The organism is Paenibacillus tyrphae (genome assembly GCF_027925525.1).
Classification (GTDB): Bacteria; Bacillota; Bacilli; order Paenibacillales; family NBRC-103111; genus Paenibacillus_G; species Paenibacillus_G tyrfis_B.
In genome coordinates this window covers 1-21,818 of sequence record NZ_BSDJ01000038.1, presented here as the reverse complement: position 1 = coordinate 21,818, position 21,818 = coordinate 1, and the positions used below count along the sequence as shown (strand labels likewise).

At 53.7% G+C, this 21,818-nt stretch carries 23 protein-coding genes and 2 riboswitches; of the genes, 15 read left to right on the top strand and 8 right to left on the bottom strand.

The genetic code is table 11. The features are described from left to right. Positions 1 to 102: 102 nt before the first annotated feature. A complete protein-coding gene (locus QMG93_RS30510; RefSeq protein WP_281943267.1) occupies positions 103 to 1,335 on the top strand; it encodes an RICIN domain-containing protein in 1,233 nt (410 codons plus the stop codon). A gap of 188 nt (positions 1,336 to 1,523) precedes the next feature. Here the strand turns inward: QMG93_RS30510 and metE are convergent, their stop codons facing one another. The 6 genes from metE to QMG93_RS30480 form a co-directional block, all read right to left on the bottom strand. Further along, positions 1,524 to 3,818 (bottom strand): 5-methyltetrahydropteroyltriglutamate--homocysteine S-methyltransferase, encoded by a 2,295-nt coding sequence (metE, locus tag QMG93_RS30505; RefSeq protein WP_281943265.1) that lies wholly within the window; start codon positions 3,816 to 3,818, stop codon positions 1,524 to 1,526. A gap of 158 nt (positions 3,819 to 3,976) precedes the next feature. After that, positions 3,977 to 4,175, bottom strand: a riboswitch (cobalamin riboswitch). Between the two features lie 100 nt (positions 4,176 to 4,275). Then, a complete protein-coding gene (locus QMG93_RS30500; protein WP_281943263.1) occupies positions 4,276 to 5,127 on the bottom strand; it encodes an energy-coupling factor ABC transporter ATP-binding protein in 852 nt (283 codons plus the stop codon). Further along, positions 5,124 to 5,927 (bottom strand): cobalt ECF transporter T component CbiQ, encoded by an 804-nt coding sequence (gene cbiQ / locus QMG93_RS30495; protein ID WP_281943261.1) that lies wholly within the window; start codon positions 5,925 to 5,927, stop codon positions 5,124 to 5,126. Before cbiQ ends, QMG93_RS30500 begins: the two co-directional genes overlap by 4 nt. After that, positions 5,924 to 6,208: an energy-coupling factor ABC transporter substrate-binding protein gene (locus tag QMG93_RS30490; protein WP_127461117.1), complete on the bottom strand. Its 285-nt coding sequence runs from the start codon at positions 6,206 to 6,208 to the stop codon at positions 5,924 to 5,926. The genes cbiQ and QMG93_RS30490 overlap by 4 nt, the downstream gene beginning before the upstream one ends. Further along, positions 6,205 to 6,972 (bottom strand): energy-coupling factor ABC transporter permease, encoded by a 768-nt coding sequence (locus QMG93_RS30485; protein WP_281943258.1) that lies wholly within the window; start codon positions 6,970 to 6,972, stop codon positions 6,205 to 6,207. The genes QMG93_RS30490 and QMG93_RS30485 overlap by 4 nt, the downstream gene beginning before the upstream one ends. A gap of 140 nt (positions 6,973 to 7,112) precedes the next feature. Further along, a riboswitch (cobalamin riboswitch) is annotated at positions 7,113 to 7,304 on the bottom strand. A 60-nt stretch (positions 7,305 to 7,364) separates the two neighbouring features. Then, the gene (locus tag QMG93_RS30480; protein ID WP_127461119.1) at positions 7,365 to 8,213 is read right to left on the bottom strand and encodes an AhlS family quorum-quenching N-acyl homoserine lactonase; all 849 of its coding nucleotides are present in this window, start codon (positions 8,211 to 8,213) and stop codon (positions 7,365 to 7,367) included. 169 nt (positions 8,214 to 8,382) lie between these two features. On the opposite strand from QMG93_RS30480, the gene QMG93_RS30475 reads away from it, so the two are divergent. The 11 genes from QMG93_RS30475 to yhfH all read left to right on the top strand — a co-directional run bounded on the left by QMG93_RS30475 (position 8,383) and on the right by yhfH (position 17,346). Next, positions 8,383 to 8,787 (top strand): winged helix-turn-helix transcriptional regulator, encoded by a 405-nt coding sequence (locus tag QMG93_RS30475; RefSeq protein ID WP_413789360.1) that lies wholly within the window; start codon positions 8,383 to 8,385, stop codon positions 8,785 to 8,787. Between the two features lie 163 nt (positions 8,788 to 8,950). Further along, positions 8,951 to 9,427, top strand: coding sequence for a GyrI-like domain-containing protein (locus QMG93_RS30470; protein ID WP_281943255.1), 477 nt, complete (start codon positions 8,951 to 8,953; stop codon positions 9,425 to 9,427). Between the two features lie 302 nt (positions 9,428 to 9,729). Beyond that, on the top strand, positions 9,730 to 10,683 hold the full coding sequence (locus tag QMG93_RS30465; RefSeq protein WP_127461121.1) for an ABC transporter permease: 954 nt from the start codon (positions 9,730 to 9,732) through the stop codon (positions 10,681 to 10,683). Further along, positions 10,673 to 11,623 (top strand): iron chelate uptake ABC transporter family permease subunit, encoded by a 951-nt coding sequence (locus QMG93_RS30460; RefSeq protein ID WP_281943252.1) that lies wholly within the window; start codon positions 10,673 to 10,675, stop codon positions 11,621 to 11,623. The genes QMG93_RS30465 and QMG93_RS30460 overlap by 11 nt, the downstream gene beginning before the upstream one ends. Next, on the top strand, positions 11,617 to 12,375 hold the full coding sequence (locus tag QMG93_RS30455) for an ABC transporter ATP-binding protein (RefSeq protein ID WP_281943251.1): 759 nt from the start codon (positions 11,617 to 11,619) through the stop codon (positions 12,373 to 12,375). The genes QMG93_RS30460 and QMG93_RS30455 overlap by 7 nt, the downstream gene beginning before the upstream one ends. 66 nt (positions 12,376 to 12,441) lie before the next feature. Beyond that, entirely contained in the window at positions 12,442 to 13,431 is a 990-nt protein-coding gene (locus QMG93_RS30450) for a siderophore ABC transporter substrate-binding protein (protein ID WP_281943250.1), read from the top strand. 144 nt (positions 13,432 to 13,575) lie between these two features. Then, positions 13,576 to 13,764: a hypothetical protein gene (locus QMG93_RS30445; RefSeq protein WP_281943248.1), complete on the top strand. Its 189-nt coding sequence runs from the start codon at positions 13,576 to 13,578 to the stop codon at positions 13,762 to 13,764. 230 nt (positions 13,765 to 13,994) lie between these two features. After that, positions 13,995 to 14,168, top strand: coding sequence for a hypothetical protein (locus tag QMG93_RS30440; protein WP_157244156.1), 174 nt, complete (start codon positions 13,995 to 13,997; stop codon positions 14,166 to 14,168). 74 nt (positions 14,169 to 14,242) lie between these two features. Continuing rightward, positions 14,243 to 15,529 carry an isocitrate lyase gene (aceA, locus tag QMG93_RS30435; protein WP_281943243.1) on the top strand — a complete coding sequence of 429 codons (1,287 nt, stop codon included), beginning with the start codon at positions 14,243 to 14,245 and terminating at the stop codon, positions 15,527 to 15,529. A 13-nt stretch (positions 15,530 to 15,542) separates the two neighbouring features. Continuing rightward, positions 15,543 to 17,144 (top strand): malate synthase A, encoded by a 1,602-nt coding sequence (aceB, locus tag QMG93_RS30430; protein ID WP_281943240.1) that lies wholly within the window; start codon positions 15,543 to 15,545, stop codon positions 17,142 to 17,144. Between the two features lie 19 nt (positions 17,145 to 17,163). Next, the gene (yhfH, locus tag QMG93_RS30425; RefSeq protein WP_281943238.1) at positions 17,164 to 17,346 is read left to right on the top strand and encodes a protein YhfH; all 183 of its coding nucleotides are present in this window, start codon (positions 17,164 to 17,166) and stop codon (positions 17,344 to 17,346) included. Between the two features lie 79 nt (positions 17,347 to 17,425). Here yhfH and QMG93_RS30420 read toward each other — a convergent pair whose 3' ends face one another. Both QMG93_RS30420 and lgt read right to left on the bottom strand, forming a co-directional pair. Continuing rightward, complete coding sequence (locus QMG93_RS30420) at positions 17,426 to 18,181, bottom strand: MerR family transcriptional regulator (protein WP_281943343.1); 756 nt, start codon at positions 18,179 to 18,181, stop codon at positions 17,426 to 17,428. Between the two features lie 130 nt (positions 18,182 to 18,311). Continuing rightward, the gene (gene lgt, locus QMG93_RS30415) at positions 18,312 to 19,112 is read right to left on the bottom strand and encodes a prolipoprotein diacylglyceryl transferase (protein WP_309299698.1); all 801 of its coding nucleotides are present in this window, start codon (positions 19,110 to 19,112) and stop codon (positions 18,312 to 18,314) included. Positions 19,113 to 19,181: 69 nt separating this feature from the next. Here lgt and QMG93_RS30410 point away from each other — a divergent pair, with 69 nt between their 5' ends. The 3 genes from QMG93_RS30410 to QMG93_RS30400 all read left to right on the top strand — a co-directional run bounded on the left by QMG93_RS30410 (position 19,182) and on the right by QMG93_RS30400 (position 21,678). Further along, positions 19,182 to 19,859, top strand: coding sequence for a PadR family transcriptional regulator (locus tag QMG93_RS30410; RefSeq protein ID WP_309299697.1), 678 nt, complete (start codon positions 19,182 to 19,184; stop codon positions 19,857 to 19,859). Next, the gene (locus QMG93_RS30405) at positions 19,742 to 20,254 is read left to right on the top strand and encodes an FAD-dependent oxidoreductase (protein WP_281943341.1); all 513 of its coding nucleotides are present in this window, start codon (positions 19,742 to 19,744) and stop codon (positions 20,252 to 20,254) included. Before QMG93_RS30410 ends, QMG93_RS30405 begins: the two co-directional genes overlap by 118 nt. A gap of 101 nt (positions 20,255 to 20,355) precedes the next feature. Further along, the gene (locus QMG93_RS30400) at positions 20,356 to 21,678 is read left to right on the top strand and encodes a DRTGG domain-containing protein (protein ID WP_281943231.1); all 1,323 of its coding nucleotides are present in this window, start codon (positions 20,356 to 20,358) and stop codon (positions 21,676 to 21,678) included. Positions 21,679 to 21,818: the final 140 nt, after the last annotated feature.

The following is a 21,818-nucleotide window of genomic DNA, read 5'->3' as shown; positions in this document are numbered from 1 at the left end:
TCAATTGGAGGCCGTTTATAATGAAGTTACAGCTTCTGTAAACGCTGTCATTTAATCTACTTTGGGACAGAAGCTTTGATCCGAAAATGAGGAGGGAATTTTATGTTGAAAAGAGGAAAGCTGCTAAGTTTTTTTCTGCTGTTTACTCTCCTGGTCGCCCTGGTGCCCATCGGCGATGTGAATGCGGCCCCGAACTGGAATCTGGTCTGGAGCGACGAATTTAACGGCAATGCTTTAAATTCCGCCAACTGGTCTGCGGAGATCGGCACGGGCCAGAACGGGTGGGGAAACAATGAGCTGCAGTATTATACGAACCGGCCCGAAAATGTGCGGGTTGCGGACGGAAATCTCGTCATTACGGCGCGCAAGGAATCTTATGGCGGCATGAATTACACCTCTGCGCGGATTAAAACCCAAAATTTGAAGAGCTTTACTTATGGGAAAATCGAAGCGCGCATCAAACTGCCCTCCGGTCAAGGGCTGTGGCCGGCATTTTGGATGCTGGGCTCGAACATCAATGCGGTAGGCTGGCCTAAATGCGGCGAGATCGACATTATGGAACGGGTCAACAACAATCCGCATGTCAACGGCACCGTACACTGGGATGCGGGAGGACACGCCGATTACGGGCGGGTTTCCGGCAATCTCGATTTTTCCCAGTATCACGTGTACAGCGTAGAGTGGGACTCCAAATATATCAGATGGTTTGTGGACGGCCAGGAATACAACGCTTTTTATATTGAAAATGGAACCGGGAACACGGAGGAGTTTCAACGGCCGTTTTTCCTCCTGCTGAATCTTGCCGTGGGCGGGAATTGGCCCGGCAGTCCCGATCCTTCCACACCGTTCCCGTCGCAAATGCTGGTGGATTACGTGCGCGTGTACCAAGCTTCGCCGGGCATTGTCAACGGAGGTATTTATACGATAGCCTCCAAGGCCAGCGGCAAGGTGATGGATGTGGTGAACGTGTCGACGCAGAGCGGGGCCAAAATACAGCAATGGACCAACTACGTCGCCAATAACCAGAAGTTCAAGGTGGAGAGCACCGGGGACGGCTACTACAAGCTCACGGCCGTTCACAGCGGAAAAGTGCTGGATGTGCCCAACTCGTCGACTTCCAGCGGCGTGCAGCTGCAGCAGTGGGACGATAACGGAACCGCTGCGCAAAGGTGGAGTATCGTCGATGCGGGCGGCGGCTATTTCAAGCTTGTTTCCAAAGCGAGCGGACTGGTCGCGGATGTATCCGGCTCCTCGACCGCTGACGGCGCGGCGGTCCAGCAGTGGAGCGACAATGGAACGGATGCGCAAAAGTGGTCGTTTGTCAAAGTCAACTGACCTATCGGCGCGAAGCCACCAACACTAAAGCAGCCTTCTTTTCGTCAAAGGCTGTGACGACAAAGAAACCGTCTCTTGTCCAATGGGGATCATACCCCATTGTGCAAAGAAGCGGTTTCTTTTTTTGCTTTTTCGTAGCTTAGAGCCCTGTAAGCCCCGCTACAAGTTACGGGATGGCTCCGTATGGGCTACGCTTTGGCGCAGCGCGCTCTGAACTGTTCGGCGGCAGCGACCATGTTGCGCAGGGAAGCGACCGTTTCTTCGACACCTCGCGTCTTGAGCCCGCAATCCGGGTTGATCCAGAACAGATCCGGCTCCAAAACGGACAACGCGCGTTCAATCGTGCGGACCATCTCGTCGACGGCCGGAACCCTCGGGCTGTGAATGTCGTATACGCCCAGACCGATGCCCTGATCGTACGTGTGCTCGTCGAAGCTTTGCATCAACTCGCCGTGGCTGCGCGACGTTTCGATAGAAATGACGTCCGCATCGAGAGCGTGGATCGCGTCGATAATGTCATGAAACTCGCAGTAGCACATATGCGTGTGAATTTGCGTCGTGTCCTTCACGGCGGCCGAGGTCAAGCGGAAAGCGTGTACCGACCAGTCCAGATAATGCTGCCAATCCTGCTGTTTCAACGGCAAGCCTTCGCGCAGCGCGGGCTCGTCGATCTGGATCATGCCGATGCCGGCGCTTTCCAACGCCTCCACCTCCTGACGCAATGCCAAGGCGATCTGGTAGGAGACTTGCTCCCGGGAGATATCGTCGCGGACGAACGACCAGTTCAGGATGGTGACCGGACCGGTAAGCATGCCCTTGACCGGCTTGCTCGTCAGCGACTGCGCATAGACCGTTTCCTCCACCGTCATCGGCTGGACGAATTCGACATCGCCGTAGATGACCGGCGGTTTGACGCAGCGGGAGCCGTATGATTGAACCCAGCCATTCCGGGTGAACAGGAAGCCGTCCAGCTTCTCGCCGAAAAATTCCACCATATCCGTCCGTTCGAACTCGCCGTGCACCAGCACGTCCAAGCCAAGCTCTTCCTGAATCTTGATCCAGGCTTGGATTTGCTCCTGAATGAAGGTCCGGTACTGCGCTTCGTTCCATTCCCCGGTTCTCCAGCGTTTGCGCGCTTGTCTCACTTCCGGCGTCTGCGGGAAGCTGCCGATCGTCGTTGTCGGCAGGAGCGGAAGCTGGAATTTATTTTGCTGGAGAATATGGCGCACGGAATAAGAGCTTTGTCTGGCCGATGAACCTCCGGCAATATGCCGGGTAGCCGCACGGACGGTTGTCCGGTTGCGGAACGGAGAATCGTTCAGCTCCCGAACAAGCCGTGCGCTTCCTTCCAGCCCGGACCGTACGGCGTCCGTTCGTTCTCCGGCCGCCGCCTTGCTCAGCAGAACGATTTCGTCCAGCTTCTCGTCGGCGAAGGCCAGGAAGGGCAGCAGTTCGGCGTTGGCCTGCTCTTCCGTCCGGGTCGTCACCGGGACGTGCAGCAGGCTGCAGGAAGGCTGAACGATCAACGTCCCCGACGGGACGAGAGCGGACACCTCATCCAGCAGCTGCAGCTTGGCTTCGAGGTTGGCCAGCCATACGTTGCGCCCGTCGATCAATCCGACGCCCAGTGCCTTGTCCGCCGGGAACCCATGTGTCCGCAGGGCGGCGATATTCCGCTCTGCTCCGTGGACGAAATCGAGTCCGATGCCTTGAACCGGCAGGGCGACCGTCCGCTCGTAGTGCTCGACCGAATCGAAATACGTCTGCAGCATCAGCTTCAGACCGGGTGCGGCAGCGTGCAGCTGCGAATAAATGTCTGCAATTCGCTCCATATCGGTCTCGGATAAGGATGTAACCAGAATCGGCTCGTCGATCTGTACCCACGCGGCGCCTTCCTGCTCCAGCTCGGTCAAAATTTGTTTATACAGCGGCAGGAACAATTCGATCAAGGCGTCCAGCTGCTCCGGCGCATAGCCTTTGGACAGCTTCAGGAACGTATACGGTCCGATCAGGACCGGCTTCCCGTCGATCCCGAGCGTGCGCTTCGCCTCGCGGTAAGCCTCCAGCGGGTTGTTCACGGTCAATGTTGGAGTCAGACCGTTCAATTCGGGCACGATGTAGTGATAGTTCGTGTTGAACCATTTGGTCATCTCGCACGCCGGAGCGCCTTGGGTTCCGCGGGCCATGGCATAATAGGTGGCGAGAGGAACCGGACCGCCGTCGTAAGCAAAACGTTTCGGAACGAGCCCGAACATCGCCGCCGTATCAAGCATATGGTCGTATAACGAAAAATCTCCTACCGGAATCAGCTCAATTCCTTTTTCCTGCTGAACCTTGAGATGCGCCAGGCGGAGCGTTTCCAGCCCGCTCAAAAACTGCTCCTCCGGCAATTTGCCTGCCCAGAACGATTCCAGAAGCTTTTTCCATTCCCGTTTCGCCCCGATGCGCGGGTACCCGATATTGCTGCTTACGATCCGACTCATGTTTACGAGCCTCCTCAAATTTGTTTTTGTCTGTTATTTGAATCCTGAAAACACAAAAAAAGGCATCTTTACCCTAAAGCGAAAAAGGATAAAGATGCCCCTCGTTGAATACGCACGGCGGCTGCCATCTTTAACACCTCCCTATCTCCCGTAGGTAAAGCAGTGCTGTCAGAACAGGCAGGTCTCCTGGCTCCGGAATCATGGTCTTGCGCCGGCCTTCCCAATCCGCAGATCAGTGGCTAAGTATGGCGTAAAACTCCTCCGTTACAGTGGCGGGACCGCGCCGGTTTTTCACCGGCTTCCCTTTTAAGCTCCGATACGCGAACGTAGGGGAGCACCTGTTCCCACAATATTCAGTTGTGATTCTGTAACAATATACAACTAAACCGATAATGATACAAGTATTATTTTAAAAAGGCAGTATTTCCAGCGGAGGCGGAGCCGCTTGGTTTGCTTGCTAAAGAGCGCCTGCAGTCCCATAGCCGTTTTGCAAAAAAGCTTTCATCGCTTCGATGCTGCGGGGCGGGACATGGCCTTTGCGGACGGCGGCCGGGAGCGCTTGCCATAGCTCCAGCAGCATCGGCGGCTCCAGTCCAAGCGAGCGCAGCTTCTCTTCGTCGGCGAATACTTCGTTCGGCGGACCCGCCATACAGCATGCGCCTTGGTCCATGACCAGCACCCAATCGGCCCAAGCGTAGGCCAGATTCATATCGTGGGTCGCCATCGCTACCGTAATCCCTTGCTCTTGGGCAAGGTCCAGCTCTTCCAGCAGCTGCCGCTCGGACAAGCGGTCGAGGTAGGCCGTCGGCTCGTCCAGCAGCAGAAGCTCGGGCTCCAGCACGAGCACGCCCGCCAGCGCGACGCGCTTCTTTTGCCCCAGACTCAGTTGGTGGAGCGGGGTGTCGGCGAGAGGCTTCAACCCCATGGAGAGCAGCATCCGCTCCGTACGGACGGCAATCTCGTCCTCCGGAAGCCCGGCATTACGCAGACCGTAAGAGACGTCTTCGTATGGCGTATTCAAGATCAGCTGCTGCTCCGGGTCCTGGAATACAAGACCGACCTGCCGGCGAAGCCGCAGCAGGTCGTCGCGGCGGTACGATAAAGGCGCGCCCTTCAGCTTCAGCTGTCCCGAAGCGGGGCGGTGGATGCCGATCGCATGCAGGAAAAAGGTCGATTTGCCGGACCCGTTATGGCCGCAGATCGCCGTCTTTTTTCCTTGCGGTATTATCAAGGTCAAGCTGCGCAGCGCTTCCTTCCGGGTACCGGGATAGCTGTACCGGAGGTCCAGTGCTTCCAACATCGGTTTCATACGATTCCCCTCCAACGGAGCCAACACTCCAGCAGCAATAATATCGCGATGCCGATGCCGCTTTCGAGGCGGTAACGGGCAGGAACCGTACCGGCCCGGTAAGGGGCAAGACGGATTTCCTCGGTAAATCCTCTGGAGACAAGACCGTGCGACAATCCTTTGTAGCGATGCATCGTTTTGACGAACAGCCGGACGATCAGCATTGCCGTGTCGTTCAGCTTGCCGCGAAAGCCGTTGTGTCCTCCGCGGGCCCGCTGCGCGGTATACAGATCGTGCGCCGTCTCCGTCAAAATAAACAGGAAGCGGTACGTGATCAGCATCAGCTCAAGCGCCAGAGTCGGAACCCGCAGCCGTTTCATCACTTGAAATAGCTCGGCCACCGGGGTCGTGAACATGACGAACGAAACGGCCGACAAGCAAGCCGCCGCCCGCATGAACAACGCCGCAGCCGTATGCAGCCCTGTCTCGGTGACATAGACGGACCCGTACGGCCGAGACCACAGAACGAACGCAGAGGAGCCGGGAGCGGCGACGCTTCCCGGCTGGATCTCGATGAGCAGGGCCGGCAGACTGGCGATAAAAAACAGGCAAGCCGTTCCCAGCATCACCATATGAGCTTTCAGCGGAATTCGGGCATACCGGACGACCCACACGATCATCCAGGCGAAAATCGCTGCTTGGACGGGAGGATGCGACCCGTACGACAGTATGAACAGCGCGGCTGCGAAGCCGCATTTCCACATCGGGGACATGCCGCGCAGCCGGTTGCTGTAAGAAAGCGAATCGATCAGCCGAATCATTGCGGTTTCGACTTGGACGCCTTACCCCGGAACAGGCCGATCACGTATCCGATAAATCCGGCTCCGATGGCAGCCTGCAGCGCGAACAGCATGCTTTCGGTTTCGGCCGGCGGCTCCAGCAGCGACGAGAACCAGGGCTCGTAGGACGGCTGGATCGTCTTGATCATTTCTTCGGCGGCGCCATCGGCACCGCCGAACTCCGCGTTCACGAAGAGCAGCGGCAGCACGGCCAGCAGGACGACGGCGACAAGCAGCAGGATGTTTTTGGTTCCGGTTTTCATAGCTCGCGCGCTCCTTTCATTTTACGCTGCAGCAGTGACAGCTCTTCCGAGCTGTAGGCTTGCAGCCAATTCCAGATCAATACGGTCAACAGACCTTCGCTGATGGCCAGCGGAATTTGCGTGATGGCGAAAATGCCGCCGAATTTGAGGAACGAAGCCGCTACGCCGCCTTGCTCGGCTGGAAAAGCGAGCGCCAATTGAAGCGACGTTACGATATAAGTGGACAGGTCGGCGAGCGTCGCCGCCGTGAAGATGGACAGCTTCTGCTTACCGGTCGACTTCATCATTCCTTTGTACACCATGTAACCTACGAACGGACCTGCGACAGCCATGGAGAACGCGTTGGCTCCGAGGGTCGTCAGCCCGCCGTGGGCAAGCAGCAGAGCTTGAAACAGCAGCACGATGGAGCCCAGCACGCTCATCGGCAGCGGACCGAACATGACCGCTCCGAGCCCTGTGCCCGTCGGATGCGAGCTGCTTCCCGTCACGGACGGAATTTTCAGTGCCGACAGCACGAAGGTGAAGGCCCCGGCCAGACCGAGCATAATTTTCAGCTCCGGCGTTTCCTTCGTTATTTTCCGGAGCGCCCGCAGCCCGAGAATGAAGAAGGGCAGAAAGGCGGCCCACCAGAAAACGGCCCAGCCGAACGGAAGAAATCCTTCCATAATGTGCATGGCGTAAGCGGATTCGGGTGCGTTCAACGACAAATACAGCGTTAAACCGCTTACCAAAAGCAGGGTGCCGATCGTCTTTTTCTTTTTCATAAATTTTTCCTCCTGAACGATACTCGTAAACCTAAAAAAGACCCATCCTGTAGGATGGGTCTCGGGTACGCGTGCCAACAAACGACAATACACAGGTCATTGTCCGGCTATGTTCGTACACCGCTCCTTTCCGCGAAGGCTTTGGGGTGCATCCATAAGGTAGGTCTCCTGGCTCTCGGATCGTCGTTTTCTTTCGCCTTCCCCGATGGGTGAATCGAGTGACGTCATGGAAAGAAACTCCCCGAATACAGTGGCGGGACCGCTCGGGATTTGCACCCGATTCCCTGTTACCCTTTGCTCTGCGCAAAGGCACCTTATCGATTTCGTTATGCGGTTGTCTACAAAACTATTCGATACAAACAGGGCATTTCCTTTCGAATGTCCGAAAATTTTTACTGGTAATATCCTTCAGTCGATTTGCGGAACGTTTTGAATTGATCCGCATCGTGCCCGAACCACACTTGAGAGTTCGTTCGCTTAGCCAGCGTCCGGATTTTCTCTACCGCGCTCCGGTAACCGAGCGAATCGTACAAAATGCCCGGTGGCCTGACCGGCGGGCCGAAGCTTTCCGCCGTATAGATGGCATCGGAAGCGAGGATGATTCCGCCCGTTTCCGGCATGTCGACGTGCAAGCCTATCATGCCCCAGGCATGGCCGCTTCCAAAATTAAGAATCTTGATGCCTTCGGCCAGATCCAGGTTATCTTCAGTGCGCTTGACCGTTTTCCACTGCAAATGGTTTTTGATCCACGCATCGATGTCCGCCCAAATATAGCCGCCTTCTTTTTGATTGCGGGCATAGGATTGCAGCGCGCCGTTCAGCTCGTCCTCGTGGACGATAATCGTCGCGTTCGTGAACATCTCCAGGCATCCGGCATGGTCCAGATGCAGATGGGAGGCAATTACGAACTTGATGTCCTCGGGTCTTACTTTCAGCTGCTCCAGCCGGTTATGCAGGTAGCATTCCTCGCTTGCCACCCAGGGAAACGCCTGCTGGGTCGCTTGGGTCCAGCGTCCTTGGGCGCCCATCGAGTTCGGATTGCAGGACGTATCGAACAAAATTTTCCCTTCCGGATGATCGATCAATACGGTGTAAATCGGAAATTCAACGAACTGCGTCTGCGCATTGGGGTTGCTGACCGTTGCCGGATTGTGCATGGCGATCAGCCAGTTTTTGTCCATGCTCATCCGGCCGTTGTCCATCACATACAGCTTGGGCCGGGCTTTCATTAGATTTGACATGTTCATTCCTCCCATTAGTAAACAAATATATTCGCTTGTACGCTCGCTCATGCTCCGGATTTCAACTTTGGCGGGCGGCATAGACATACAATAGTAGATAAACTAAAATTACATAAGTAGGCACTTTTTGGTGTCCTGGATACTTCCAGGTGCATAGGAGGGAAATCATTTGACATCTTCAACCGAAACGAGACCACGCGGAAACTCGCCGGCGACTTGCGGCTACAGCAGAGTTCTTGAATTGATATCCGATAAATGGACGGCGCTCGTCATGTACACCCTGGAAGACGGGAGCGTCCGCTACGGGGAAATGGGAAGAAGAATCGACGGGATTTCCAAAAAAATGCTGACGCAAACGGTCCGAAAGCTGGAGCGGGACGGGCTGGTCCGACGCCATGTTACGCCAACCGTGCCCCCAACCGTCGACTATTCGCTAACCCCGCTGGGCGAAACGCTGCTTCAACCGATGAAAGAGCTAAGGCAATGGGCAAGAGTAAATTACCCGCATGTCGAGGCGGCGAGAGCCGACTACGATTTAGCGCATGGCGGAGATTCCCAACCACCGGTGGAATGAAGCTTGCCGGAAGGCTCGTGAAAAGAAATTTTGATAAAAAGCATGATGGTGTTCTGCAGCTTCGGAAGCTATCGGTATTGCGGGGATTGGAGAAGGATGGATTCAGGTCGGCAATGAGCGCGTTTGTGTGCGTGCTAAATCTTTAGTATGAGGGGGAAAACAAGTGGTCGATATTATTGTTAAACGGAAATTTACAGTTATCGGCAAGATGGGGGAGGGACTTGCCACGGAAGGTTCCGTTTGGATACCGCCATTATGGAAAGAGGCAAACAGTAAATTTGCTGAAATAAGCAATCTTGCAAAATTGAATTCTGACGGTAGTATTGTTGGGATTTGGGGTGCCATGAGTGATGTGGATGGAAAGTTCGAAAGGTGGAGAAACGAGGGGAAATACTTAGCGGGGTGTGAGGTGTTAGACGATGCTGAAGCCCCGCATGGCTGGGTTAAATGGATCATTCCATCATTTAAATATGTTGTGGTTAAGTGTAATCTAGATTCCTATAAAGAAACATTTAATCATATCATGGAAGATTATTTACCAAGTAATTCCCACATATTGGCTGGAGCAGTTCAAGAATTTTATGACCCTAAAGATAATAACGGTGAATTGTCTTTATTTTTCCCTATCGAGAAGATATAGCACAATTAAGCGGCTTCAATCAAAATTTCCAGCTGTCCCTACCGGGACCAAGCTTCCCCGATTCGACTTCACTTTGTGGGGTGGAGCAATGACCGGAAGTAGAAACTTCACCCCTTCGTAACATCTATTCCCTCAAATGACTACTCTGTTTCCGGTAAATTTCGAAAAAAGCCTTGACTGACACAGCCTTGTTGTCTAATATAATTTAAGATTGTTCATTAAGAATGATTCTCAATATCGTTACATTGATAATGAATATCATTATCGGATTATTTACCACTAAACTATTGTTAGGAAACGTTATGAGAAAAACTTATTTGGTCCTTGCCCTGATTGTTTTATCCGTTGCTTCTTTATTCATTGGCGCGAAAGATTTGACGCTGACCGATATCGTGCAGTGGAACGAGGAAAAGGTCGAGGTGCTAATGATCAGCCGCTTCCCGCGTTTGATCAGCATTCTGATCGCGGGCATGAGCATGAGCATCGTGGGCCTCATTATGCAGCAGCTCAGCCGCAACAAATTCGTCTCCCCGTCGACCGCGGGCACGATGGATTCGGCCAGTCTGGGCATTCTGGTCGCCCTGCTGGTCTTCACGGAGGCGACTCCGCTGCTGAAGATGTCCGTCGCCTTTATCTTTTCGCTGGCCGGTACATACGTGTTTATGAAAATTCTCGACCGGGTGAAATTTAAGGATGCGATCTTCATCCCGCTCATCGGTCTTATGCTCGGCAATCTGATCGAATCGATGACAACCTTTTTCGCCTATAAATACGATCTGATTCAAAGCATGTCGTCGTGGCTGCACGGGGACTTCTCGGGTGTGCTGAAAGGCCGCTACGAGCTGCTGTATATCAGCATTCCCGCCACAGTGCTGGCGTACTTGTTCGCCAATAAGTTTACGGTCGCGGGGATGGGCGAGGATTTTTCCGTCAACCTCGGATTGAATTACAGGCAGGTGGTCAACATCGGACTAGTGATCGCTGCCCTGGTCACCTCGGTCGTCGTGCTGACGGTGGGCATGATTCCATTTCTGGGCTTGATCATTCCGAATATCGTCACCATTTATCAAGGGGACAACCTGAAAAAAAATCTTCCCCATACCGCTTTGCTCGGAGCCGTCTTCGTGTTGGCCTGCGACATTTTCGGGCGGGTGATCATTTATCCGTATGAAATTTCGATCGGATTGACCGTGGGGGTTATCGGAAGCGGGATTTTTCTTTACCTGCTTATGAGGAGAAAGAAATATGAGCAATAAAGCCAAGTTAATCTTGCTTGCCGTGATCGCGGTGGCTTTGATTGTGCTGTTTATGGTCATCCAGTCGGGCGGCAATTGGGATTATATCCTTCCCCGCCGGGGCAAAAAGGTGCTCGCGCTGCTGCTTACTGGCTTCTGTATCGCTTTCTCAACCATGATATTTCAGACGATTACGAACAACCGGATACTGACGCCAAGCATGATCGGGCTCGATTGGCTGTATATGCTGATCCAAACCGCGATCGTCTTTATTTTCGGCGCAACCGGCCTGACGACGATCAGCAATCAATGGAATTTCGGGCTGTCCGTCGGTTTGATGGTGCTGTTCGCGCTTCTGCTGCATCGACTGATGTTCCGCAAAGAGGGAACGAACATTTACTATTTGCTGCTCGTCGGGCTCGTGCTCGGAACGCTGTTTCAAAGCACGTCCTCGTTTATGCAAATGCTGATCAACCCGAACGCGTTTCTGGTGCTGCAGGGCAAGCTGTTTGCCAGCTTCAGCAGCGTCAACTCCGATCTTTTGACGATCTCGGTCGTCGCGGTGCTGGTCATTACGCTGTATTTCAAGAAGCTTCTTACCTACTTGGATGTGATTTCGTTAGGGAAAGAGCATGCGATCAATCTGGGCGTGCCGTACGACAGCATCGTGAAAAGACTGCTGATCGTCGTCGCGATTCTGGCGTCGATCGCCACCGCCCTGGTCGGACCGATTACGTTCTTCGGGCTGCTTGTCGCCAACGTCACGCACCAATTTTTGCGCACGTACAGGCACAGCCAGCTTATTGTCGGAGCGGTCCTGATCGGGATGATCGCCTTGGTCGGCGGGCAATTGATGGTGGAACGGGTGTTCACCTTTACGACCACGCTCAGCGTCATCGTGAATTTCATCGGCGGGTCTTACTTTCTATATCTTTTGTTGAAGGAGAACAAATCGTGGTAGAAGTACGCAACGTAACGAAAACCTACGGGAACAAGCGCGTCGTCGATCAAGTCTCCGTCAAGGTCAACAAGGGAAGCATCACCGCATTTATCGGGCCGAACGGCGCTGGCAAAAGCACGCTGCTGTCCATGATGAGCCGCCTTCTGACGAGGGACGAGGGAGAAGTATGGATCGAAGGCAAAGAAATCGGGCAGTACAAGAGCGGCGAGCTGGCCAAAAAAATCTCGATTCTGAAGCAGTCCAACCACATCGGCATCCGCTTGACGGTGCGCGAACTGGTCAGCTTCGGCCGCTTCCCTTATTCGCAGGGCAAGCTGACGAAGGAAGATTGGGCGTTCGTCGAAGAAGCGATCCGCTACATGGAGCTCGAAGACATGCAGCACAAGTATATCGACCAATTGAGCGGCGGCCAGCGGCAGCGGGCTTACATCGCCATGGTCATCGCGCAGAATACCGAGTACATTTTGCTGGATGAGCCGCTCAACAATCTGGATATGAAGCATTCGGTACAGATTATGAAGGTGCTGCGGCGGCTGGTCGACGAGCTGGGCAAGACGATTGTCATCGTGATCCACGACATCAATTTTGCCTCCTGCCATGCCGATTACATCGTGGCGCTCAAGGACGGGAAGCTGGTCCGCGAAGGCCCGACGGCGGAGATCATCGAGGAATCCGTGCTCAAGGACATTTACGACATGGATATTCATATCGAGGATATCAACGAGAACAAGATTTGCGTGTATTTTACTTAGTTGATTGTCCAAGGGACGCTATGCCGTCCTTTGCAATAAATATTACGATTATCGAGGTGGTCAAAGATGAAAAAAGTGTCATGGATGCTCATGATCGTGCTGCTGGCCGTTATGGTTGCGGCGTGCGGAACGAACGGTTCGGGCAGCTCCAACAATGCGGCAGGGGGCGCAGGCAGCGGCGATGCGAAGAACGCGAACACGGCCGCACCGAAAGATAGTGAAGAGCTGACGATTAAACATAAGCTTGGAGAAACGAAAGTCAAGAAAAACCCGAAGAAGGTCGTTGTATTCGACTTTGGCACGTTGGATTCGCTGGATAAACTGGGCGTAGAAGTGGCCGGCGTTCCGTCGAAAAACCTGCCTTCCTATTTGTCCAAATACAAGGACAGCAAGTATGCGAACGTAGGCGGCCTGATGGAGCCGGACTTTGAGAAGATCAACCAGCTCAAGCCCGATCTGATCATCATTTCCGCACGGCAATCGGCCAAATACGATGAGTTCAAAGCGATCGCTCCGACGATCTTTATGGGCGTGGACGATAAAAGCTACATGAAATCGTTCGAAGACAACGTGAAGCTGCTCGGCCAAATTTTCGGCAAGGAAGCGGCAGCGGAGAAGGAGTTCGCCGCCATCAGCGACTCCGTCAAGAAGCTGAAGGAAAAAGCGTCCGCAGGCGGCAAAACCGCATTGGTCATCTTGACGACCGGCGGCAAGACCAGCGCTTACGGCCAAGGCTCGCGCTTCGGCATTATCCACGACGTATTCGGCTTCACGCCTGCAGACAAAGATATCAAGGTGGAGACGCACGGTCAAAGCGTAACGTTCGAGTACGTGGCACAGAAAGACCCGGACTATCTGTTTGTCGTCGACCGCGACGCCGTTGTCGGTAACGGAACGCCGGCGAAGCAAATCGTGGAAAATGAACTGACGAAGAAAACGAAAGCCTACAAAAGCGGCAAAATCATTTATCTGGATTCGAACTACTGGTACCTGTCCGGCGGCGGCTTGCTTTCCGTGGCCGAGATGGTGAAAGAAGCGGAAAAAGCGGTGCAGTAATAATAACCGCGTCGTCATAACGCTGCAGCATGAACAAACTCCCTTTATTGCCCGGCCGGCGATAAGGGAGTTTGTTTTGTTAAGTGAATAATTATCGCGCCTGGCGTCAACCCTATCTTCATCTTGACAGGTGGAGGTTTGGCGATGGAGCGGGAAGAACAACAAGAGGGGTATTTCGAACATTTTACGAATAACAGCATTACGACACCTCCGGATCAGGAGGATAGGGCAGCGACCGATGGAATCAGCAAATTCGTGGAGCGGGTGATGGACGGCCTCGCCGGGGGAGCGGACGATTCCGGTTCGGAGCGGGCGCGCTCTTCGGCGGAGTAACATGGGTTCAATACACATCCGAGAAGCGGCTTTTCCCGAAAAGGGAGGAGCCGCTTTTTGGCGTTTTATCGCGGATTTGGAGCATGCAGGCAAAGCTTGTTTTGCATATGCTGTTATAAAACAGATAAAAAATTTTAAAAACAGTATTGAACAGTTCGAATTATTGTTATATAATAACCTCATCGAACAAAAACACTGTACTATAATAATAACAAATGGAGGTAGTTCACATGAATTGTCCGATATGTCACGGTCATGGCGAAATTGAATCCCCTAACTTTCATTCCGGCGGCGTATCTGCGAACGACGAAAAGCAGACGCCGGAATACCGGGACGCTTTAGGCAAGAAGGTTACCATCTGCTTCTGGTGCTGCGGCAACGGCTACGTAGAAAGCCACGAGTAGTCCGCATCGATTTCCAATCGCTAACATCGAAATCACTCATATAACTTATAACCAATTTCAGGAGGGCAAAAGGGATGACAAACAATAATCGTAAAGCGCAATCGGAACAGCTTCAGCAAAAATGGAATTCGAAACGGTTCGAAGGGGTACGGCGCCCTTACAGTCCGGAAGACGTGCTTCGCTTGCGTGGCTCGGTACTGATCGAGCACACACTGGCACAGCGGGGAGCGGAGAAGCTGTGGAAGCTGGTTCATACGGAAGATTACGTTCATGCCCTGGGCGCCCTGACAGGCAATCAAGCTCTCCAGCAGGCGAAGGCGGGACTGAAGGCCATCTATCTCAGCGGCTGGCAGGTGGCGGCGGACGCCAACCTGAGCGGCCAGATGTATCCCGACCAAAGCTTGTATCCTGCGAACAGCGTACCTGCCGTAGTCAAGCGGATCAATCAGACGCTGCAAAGAGCGGATCAAATCCAGAATGCGGAAGGGAAAGAGAACATCGACTTTTTCCTGCCGATCGTGGCTGATGCGGAAGCGGGCTTCGGCGGACCGCTCAACGTCTTCGAATTAATGAAAGCGATGATCGAAGCGGGAGCTGCGGCCGTTCACTTCGAGGATCAGCTCTCCTCCGAAAAGAAATGCGGTCATATGGGTGGCAAGGTGCTGCTGCCTACCCGGCAGGCGGTCCGCCATCTGATCGCCGCCAGGCTCGCTGCCGACGTCATGGGCGTCGACACGATGATCATCGCCAGAACGGATGCGAACGCAGCCAAGCTGCTGACCAGCGATATCGACGATAACGACAAGCCGTTCCTAACAGGCGAGCGTTCGCCGGAAGGCTTCTATTATGTCAAAGACGGGCTGGACCAAGCCATTTCCCGCGGTCTCGCATACGCTCCTTATGCCGATATGGTCTGGTGCGAAACGTCTGAGCCGAATCTGGAGGAAGCGCGGCGGTTTGCGGAAGCGATCCACGCGAAGTACCCTGGCAAGCTGCTCGCCTACAACTGCTCGCCTTCGTTCAACTGGAAGAAGAAGCTGGACGATGCCACGATCGCGGCGTTCCAACGGGAATTAGGAAAGATGGGCTACAAATTCCAATTCGTAACGCTGGCCGGCTTCCATTCGTTGAACCACAGCATGTTCGAATTGGCTAGAGGGTACCGCGACCACGGAATGGCCGCCTACTCGGAACTGCAGCAGTCGGAGTTCGCCAGCGAGCGCTACGGCTACGAAGCGACCCGCCACCAACGCGAAGTCGGAACCGGCTACTTCGATGAAGTATCGCTTGTCTTGTCCGGAGGCGATTCCGTGACGACGGCGCTCAAGGATTCTACCGAAGCGGAACAGTTTGCGGGCTAAGGAGGCCAAGGCGATGACGTATCATGCGGTTTCACAAGGCGTGCTGCTGAAGGGCCGAATGCACAACCCGGCTTACTTTGAAATCTTGACTCCCGACGCGCTGGAATTTATAGCGGAATTGGAGAAAAAATTCGGTCATCGGCGTCTCTCCTTGCTGAAACAGCGGGAAGAGCGGCAGGAGCGGATCGATGCAGGGGAACTGCCCGATTTTTTGAAGGAGACGGCGGAAGTTCGCAGCGGGGATTGGCGCATTGCGCCGATCCCGCCCGATCTGGCCGACCGCAGAGTCGAGATCACCGGGCCTGCCGGCGACCGGAAAATGGTCATCAACGCGCTGAATTCCGGTGCGAAGCTGTATATGGCGGATTTTGAAGATGCGAATTCGCCGCAGTGGAGCAATTGCATCGAAGGACAAATCAACATGCGGGACGCCGTGCGGCGAACAATCCGCTTTGAGTCCCCGGAAGGCAAGACGTATGCGCTGAATGAACAGACGGCCGTGCTGAAGGTCCGCCCCCGGGGCTGGCATTTGGAGGAAAAGCACGTATGGATCGATCAGCGTCCGATGTCGGCAGGACTATTCGATTTCGGCCTGTTCTTCTTCCACAACGCGCAGGAACTGCTGGATCGGGGGAGCGCCCCGTACTTCTACTTGCCGAAGCTGGAAAGCCATCTGGAAGCGAGATTGTGGAACGATGTCTTCACCTTTGCCGAAGAGAAGCTGGGCATCCCCGTAGGCACGATCAAAGCGACGGTGCTGATCGAGACGATCCTGGCGGCTTTTGAAATGGACGAAATTTTGTATGAGCTGCGGGAGCACAGCGCAGGTCTCAACTGCGGACGATGGGATTATATTTTCAGCTACATCAAAAAGCTCAGAAATCAGGAGCATGTCATTTTGCCGGACCGCGGCCTGGTGACGATGGAATCGCCGTTTATGCGGGCATATTCGCTGCTCGCGATCCAGACGTGCCACAAGCGGGGAGCGCCCTGCATCGGCGGCATGGCCGCGCAAATTCCGATCAAGGACGATCCCGAAGCCAACGAGGAGGCCATGCGGAAGGTCCGTGCGGATAAGACGCGCGAAGCGACACAAGGGCATGACGGAACATGGGTCGCCCATCCGGGCCTTGTGCCGATTGCCCGGGAAGTGTTCGACCGCCTGATGCCGGCGCCCAATCAGATCGACCGGCAGCTGACGGGCATCGAAGTGACGGCCGCCGACCTGCTCGAAGTTCCGCAGGGACCGATTACGGAAGCCGGCGTGCGCACGAACATTCATGTCGGGCTTCATTATTTGGAAGCGTGGCTGCGGGGCTACGGCGCGGTTCCGATCCGCAACCTGATGGAGGACGTGGCGACTGCGGAAATTTCGCGGGCGCAGCTGTGGCAATGGATTCATCATCCGAAGGGCATTCTGGAGGACGGGCGCAAAGTTACGGCCGATCTGTTCGGAGAGCTGCTCGAAGAAGAACTGAAGGCGATTCGGGAGCGCGTCGGCGCGGACCGTTTCGAACAAGGACAATACATGCTGGCGAAAACGCTGTTTAGCGATATGACGACGTCCGCGACATTCGAGGACTTTTTGACCATCCCAAGCTACGCACATTTATAAGGAACGGAGGAGAAGAAATATGTTTCAATCATCGACGAAATTTTACGAACAGCTTCCGGCCAAGTGCTGCAGCCGCTGCGGTGAAACGGTAGAGGAGCTGGCGGACTGCTATCATACGGAATGCTATAAGTGCTCGGAAACGGTATTTTATCCGCTGTCGCCCATCTTTCTGAGCATGTACAATTCGGCAATTCAAGAGTAGCGGGCCGTATCGACTCGCAAAAAAACAGCTCCTTTCCTGCGCGGAAGGGAGCTGTAGTTTTTTGGGGAGACTATGTTGTTTATTGTTGTTCTGCCGCCGCGTAGGACTCGGCTGCCGCGGACAGGTAATACGCCAATCCGGTTTGCTGGCCTTCCAGCATGCGAAGATGAAAGTCGTCGCCGAGGAAAAAACGCGTTTGGGCCGCAAAATCCGCAGCGGTGACGGTATGCCCGTGCTTGTTCATAAAGTCTAGGTGTTCCCGGATCAGCCGCTGAATTTCCGCATCGCTGTGCTTGATCCCCGTTCGCAAAGCTTCTGCGATATGGTTCATAAATGCCGCTGCCTCTAGAGCTTGCTCATTCATGTTTTGCGCATCGATTTCTGCGGAATCGAGCATGTCGTAGCCGTAGGCGTCCTTCAAATGCCGATTCTGTTCCTCCAATGCCTCTTCCCATTCCTGCGCGCTTTCGAATCCTTTGAACATATCTTTACTGTTCATGATTTCTCCCTTCTCCATGCTGGACATGGATTGTTGTAAGGTTTGAATAATCGTTTCCAGCCTTTGCTTGCGGAGCAGAAGCAGTTCCTCCTGCCGCGCGAGAATCGAGTGCCGCTCAGGTTCCTCCTCAAGCAGCCGCGCAATTTCCTTCAAAGGAAGTTCCAATTCCCGGTAAAACAAAATGTGCTGCAGACGTTCCAGCTCTTTCATCCCATATAACCGGTATCCCGCTTCGCTGACCGCGCACGGCAGCAGAAGCCCGATTTTATGGTAATGATGCAGCGTCTTGACGGTTACGCCGGACAGTGAAGATATTTCTTTGACCGTATACAGTATGTCGTGTTCCTCCTTTCGTATTTTAGTGTACAGACTCCTCCAAGGGGAGGGTCAAGAAAAAAAGAGCCGCGATATTTTTCGCGACCTGAAGAACATATTTTGCAAGCCTTACCGGACGAATGATGGATGGCTATGCCGTGCCTTCTTCCGTTTGTGGAGCCCGAAAATGAAGGTAAACGCCAATTGCTAATGAAAGTATAACGATCGTTGCCGATGTCCATTGCGCTGCCGTCCAATGAAATAAATATCTTGGCGAATCGCCGCGCAGCATTTCCAACAGGAATCGTCCTATATTGTAGAGGATATTGTACGCAAGAAACAGATAGCCGCGTTTTAATTTTTTTCTCAAAAGAATCATGAGCAGGGCAAAAATGACAATATCCATTTGTCCTTCCCATACTTCGGCGGGCCATAGCGGTTGATCGCCATAGGTGGCTCTTGCGTTGGTGCCTTCGGGATACAAAATACCAAAATTGCCGCCTGTCGGATCGCCAAAAGCATCGCCGTTCATCAAGTTGGCATCGCGGCCGATACTTTGGGCAAGAATGAGACCCGGAGCGCACAAGTCTGCCATTTCCCAAAACGATAGTTTGTGCTTACGAACATACCAAATCCCTACAAGAATCGCCCCTATTACTCCCCCCTGAATCGACAAGCCGCCATGCCATATCGCGATAATCTCTCCCGGATGTTTGGAGTAAAACTCCCAATCAAAGAAAAATACCGTCCAAAATCTGGAACCGATAATGGCTCCGATCATCATCGGCACAATCAAGTTCATCAAATGCTCTGCCAAGTGATCTTTTTTTTGCAGCTTGGCTAACGTGATCGTAAATCCAACGCCAAGGATAATCGCCAAAACAAACAAGATGCTGTACGAACGAATGGGAAAAGAACCTAGGTGTGCAATATATTGATGCAATTCGGCCACTTCTTTCTGCGTTAGGATGATAATGAACATAATAATTTAGTACGATAGGTCTTTTCAAGTACGGAAGTGATGAAACCAGTTGACATAGTTATAGATAGTAACATTATAACTATGAAAAAGACGAATACAATCCAACGTTCCCCCGTCGCCCTGGCCATCCTTGCGCTTCTTGCGGAAGAACCGATGCACCCATACCGAATGCAGCAACTGCTTAAAGAAAGAGGAAAGGATGAAGTGATTAACGTACGCCAACGTACGAGTATTTATCAAACGATCGATCGTCTGCTGCGGGACGGATTGATCGCAGTTCGTGAAACGTTGAAGGAACCCGGAAAACCCGACCGTACGGTTTACGAATCTACGGAGGACGGTCGGAAGCTATTTCGGGAATGGCTTCGGGATATGCTGTCTGTGCCTTCTCAAGAGTTCCCCGATTTTCCCGTTGCCGTATCTTTCCTGTCTCTACTGACGCCGGATGACGTCTTGCAGCAGTTGGAACGAAGATCGTCCCTTCTTGAAAAAGAAATTCAACGCGTAAGCTCGGATCTGCAAACCTACAAAGATACTATCCCCAGATTGTTCATGCTTGAAACCGAGTATAAGCGGGCGGTGCTGATGGCCGAATGGCAGTGGGTATTGAGGCGGAGATTTACGAAGCACGAACATCTTCCGAAGGGTTCTCGCTTACGTTATCTTGCAACGGGTTGGCTGTCCTGCAGGAGCTCGGACTTGACCAAGCGGTCTTGAAGGAAGGATCTGCGGTAAGTAAATGGAAGATGTGGAATGGAAGGGGGAAGCATTTGGGCGGCGGCGTGCTGGTGGGAGGAGGCTTGAAAAGCGTTTTTATCAAGCGCGTTCCTCTAGGCAACATCCTCTCGGATGAAGTCGAACGCCAGGGCATCCCCATCCTTCGCGGCAAAAAGCTGGAAGATATTAAGGCAGCCGCGGAAGGAGGAGCCGTTGCGACTTTTCAGGACGGCACCAGCGTCTCCGGAGACTACCTGATCGGCTGCGATGGCGTTCATTCGCGTACCCGTCAGATCATCGACCCGGGATTTCAAGGCCCGGCCTTTACCGGGTTAATCAACAGCGGAGGATATACCTCAGGTGTTGAAGTTCCCAGCGAGCCGGTAAAAGAATGAATGCAAGTCACACTTGTCGGTGTCTGGGCTCTATTTTTGTGCATCCGCTTATAGTATAATTGTTAAAGATTGTTACCGTTGTAAACTAGGCGGGTGAAGTGATGCAGGAAGAGACGCTGACCAAGCACGAGCAGATCATTCGATACATCGAGGAATTGAGCGTAGGAACGCACATCTCCGTCCGTAAAATTGCCCAGGCCCTCGAAGTCAGCGAGGGAACGGCCTACCGCGCGATGAAGGAAGCGGAAAGTCTGGGTTATGTCAGCACGAAGGACCGTACGGGCACGGTGCGGGTGGAGAAAAAAGAACCGCAGGCGATCGATAAGCTGACGTTCGCCGAGGTGGTCAACATTGTGGACGGCGAGGTGCTCGGCGGTGCGGGCGGCCTTCATAAGTCTTTGAATAAATTCGTGATCGGGGCGATGCAGCTCGAAGCGATGAAACGCTACATCGAGCCGGGCAATCTGCTCATTGTCGGCAACCGTACCCAGGCGCATCTCTATGCGTTGGGGCAGGGCGCCGGCATCCTCGTGACGGGCGGCTTCCAGACGCTGGACGAGGCCAAGGAGCTGGCCGACGAGCTTGAGCTGCCGATTATTAGCACCAGCTACGATACGTTCACCGTGGCGACGATGATCAACCGCGCGATCTACGACCAATTGATCAAGAAAAAAATTATGCTCGTCCGCGACATTATCCGAACGGATACCCGAGTCTATTCGCTGCGCGCCGAGGATACCGTCTCGGACATGCGCCATTGGATGGACGAAACTGGGCATACCCGCTTCCCGGTCGCGGACGAACGGAACAAGCCGATCGGCATGGTGACGGCAAAGGACGTCGTCGGCGCCGAAGCGGGACAGCCGATTCACCAGCTCATGACGCTGGACCCGCTCACCGTGAGCGACCAGGCACCCGTCGCCTCGGTCAGCCATACGATGGTGTGGGAGGGCATCGAGCTGCTGCCCGTAGTCGGCAAGGACGGAAAAATGGTCGGCGTGATCAGCCGGGACGATGTGCTCAAGGCGATGCAGTATTTGCAAACGCAGCCGCAGCACGGGGAAACCCTTGAGGATCAAATCTGGTCCGGGATGGAGAAAGTGCGGGGCAAGGACGGTGAATTTTATTACAGGGGAACCGTTACCGCCCAAATGACCAATCCGATCGGGACGGTGTCGGAAGGCATTTTGACGACTCTGATGAGCCAGGTTGCGATCCGCACGATCCGGGAGCAAAAAAGAGGCGACTTAATCGTGGACAGTTCCTCGAATTATTTTTTGCTGCCGATCCCGATCGATAGCGTAATCGAATGCGTGCCGAACGTGCTGGAGATGAGCCGCAGGTACGGGAAGATCGAAGTGGATATTTTCTGCGACGGGAAACGGATGGCGAAGTCCACGTTTACTTGCCGTTTGACGGATTAAGGTTAGAATTGCGAGCCCCTTGACCATGTGAAAGGTTAGGGGCTTCGCTTGTTGAGAAACCCGCTTCGCGTAGAAATTCTCTGCATACACCGGTGGGGTATATCCCTCCAGCCGCTCTTGAAACCCGTGAACTTGATTGG

Bases quoted from the DNA above. Each gene is read 5' to 3' on its own strand.
- aceB (WP_281943240.1), top strand. From the start codon at position 15,543: ATGACGTATCATGCGGTTTCACAAGGCGTGCTGCTGAAGGGCCGAATG.
- QMG93_RS30445 (WP_281943248.1), top strand. From the start codon at position 13,576: ATGGAGCGGGAAGAACAACAAGAGGGGTATTTCGAACATTTTACGAAT.
- QMG93_RS30450 (WP_281943250.1), top strand. From the start codon at position 12,442: ATGAAAAAAGTGTCATGGATGCTCATGATCGTGCTGCTGGCCGTTATG.
- QMG93_RS30480 (WP_127461119.1), bottom strand. From the start codon at position 8,213: ATGTCAAATCTAATGAAAGCCCGGCCCAAGCTGTATGTGATGGACAAC.
- QMG93_RS30490 (WP_127461117.1), bottom strand. From the start codon at position 6,208: ATGAAAACCGGAACCAAAAACATCCTGCTGCTTGTCGCCGTCGTCCTG.
- QMG93_RS30485 (WP_281943258.1), bottom strand. From the start codon at position 6,972: ATGAAAAAGAAAAAGACGATCGGCACCCTGCTTTTGGTAAGCGGTTTA.
- cbiQ (WP_281943261.1), bottom strand. From the start codon at position 5,927: ATGATTCGGCTGATCGATTCGCTTTCTTACAGCAACCGGCTGCGCGGC.
- QMG93_RS30410 (WP_309299697.1), top strand. From the start codon at position 19,182: ATGAAACCAGTTGACATAGTTATAGATAGTAACATTATAACTATGAAA.
- yhfH (WP_281943238.1), top strand. From the start codon at position 17,164: ATGTTTCAATCATCGACGAAATTTTACGAACAGCTTCCGGCCAAGTGC.
- aceA (WP_281943243.1), top strand. From the start codon at position 14,243: ATGACAAACAATAATCGTAAAGCGCAATCGGAACAGCTTCAGCAAAAA.
- QMG93_RS30400 (WP_281943231.1), top strand. From the start codon at position 20,356: ATGCAGGAAGAGACGCTGACCAAGCACGAGCAGATCATTCGATACATC.
- QMG93_RS30460 (WP_281943252.1), top strand. From the start codon at position 10,673: ATGAGCAATAAAGCCAAGTTAATCTTGCTTGCCGTGATCGCGGTGGCT.
- QMG93_RS30440 (WP_157244156.1), top strand. From the start codon at position 13,995: ATGAATTGTCCGATATGTCACGGTCATGGCGAAATTGAATCCCCTAAC.
- QMG93_RS30510 (WP_281943267.1), top strand. From the start codon at position 103: ATGTTGAAAAGAGGAAAGCTGCTAAGTTTTTTTCTGCTGTTTACTCTC.
- metE (WP_281943265.1), bottom strand. From the start codon at position 3,818: ATGAGTCGGATCGTAAGCAGCAATATCGGGTACCCGCGCATCGGGGCG.
- QMG93_RS30500 (WP_281943263.1), bottom strand. From the start codon at position 5,127: ATGAAACCGATGTTGGAAGCACTGGACCTCCGGTACAGCTATCCCGGT.
- QMG93_RS30465 (WP_127461121.1), top strand. From the start codon at position 9,730: ATGAGAAAAACTTATTTGGTCCTTGCCCTGATTGTTTTATCCGTTGCT.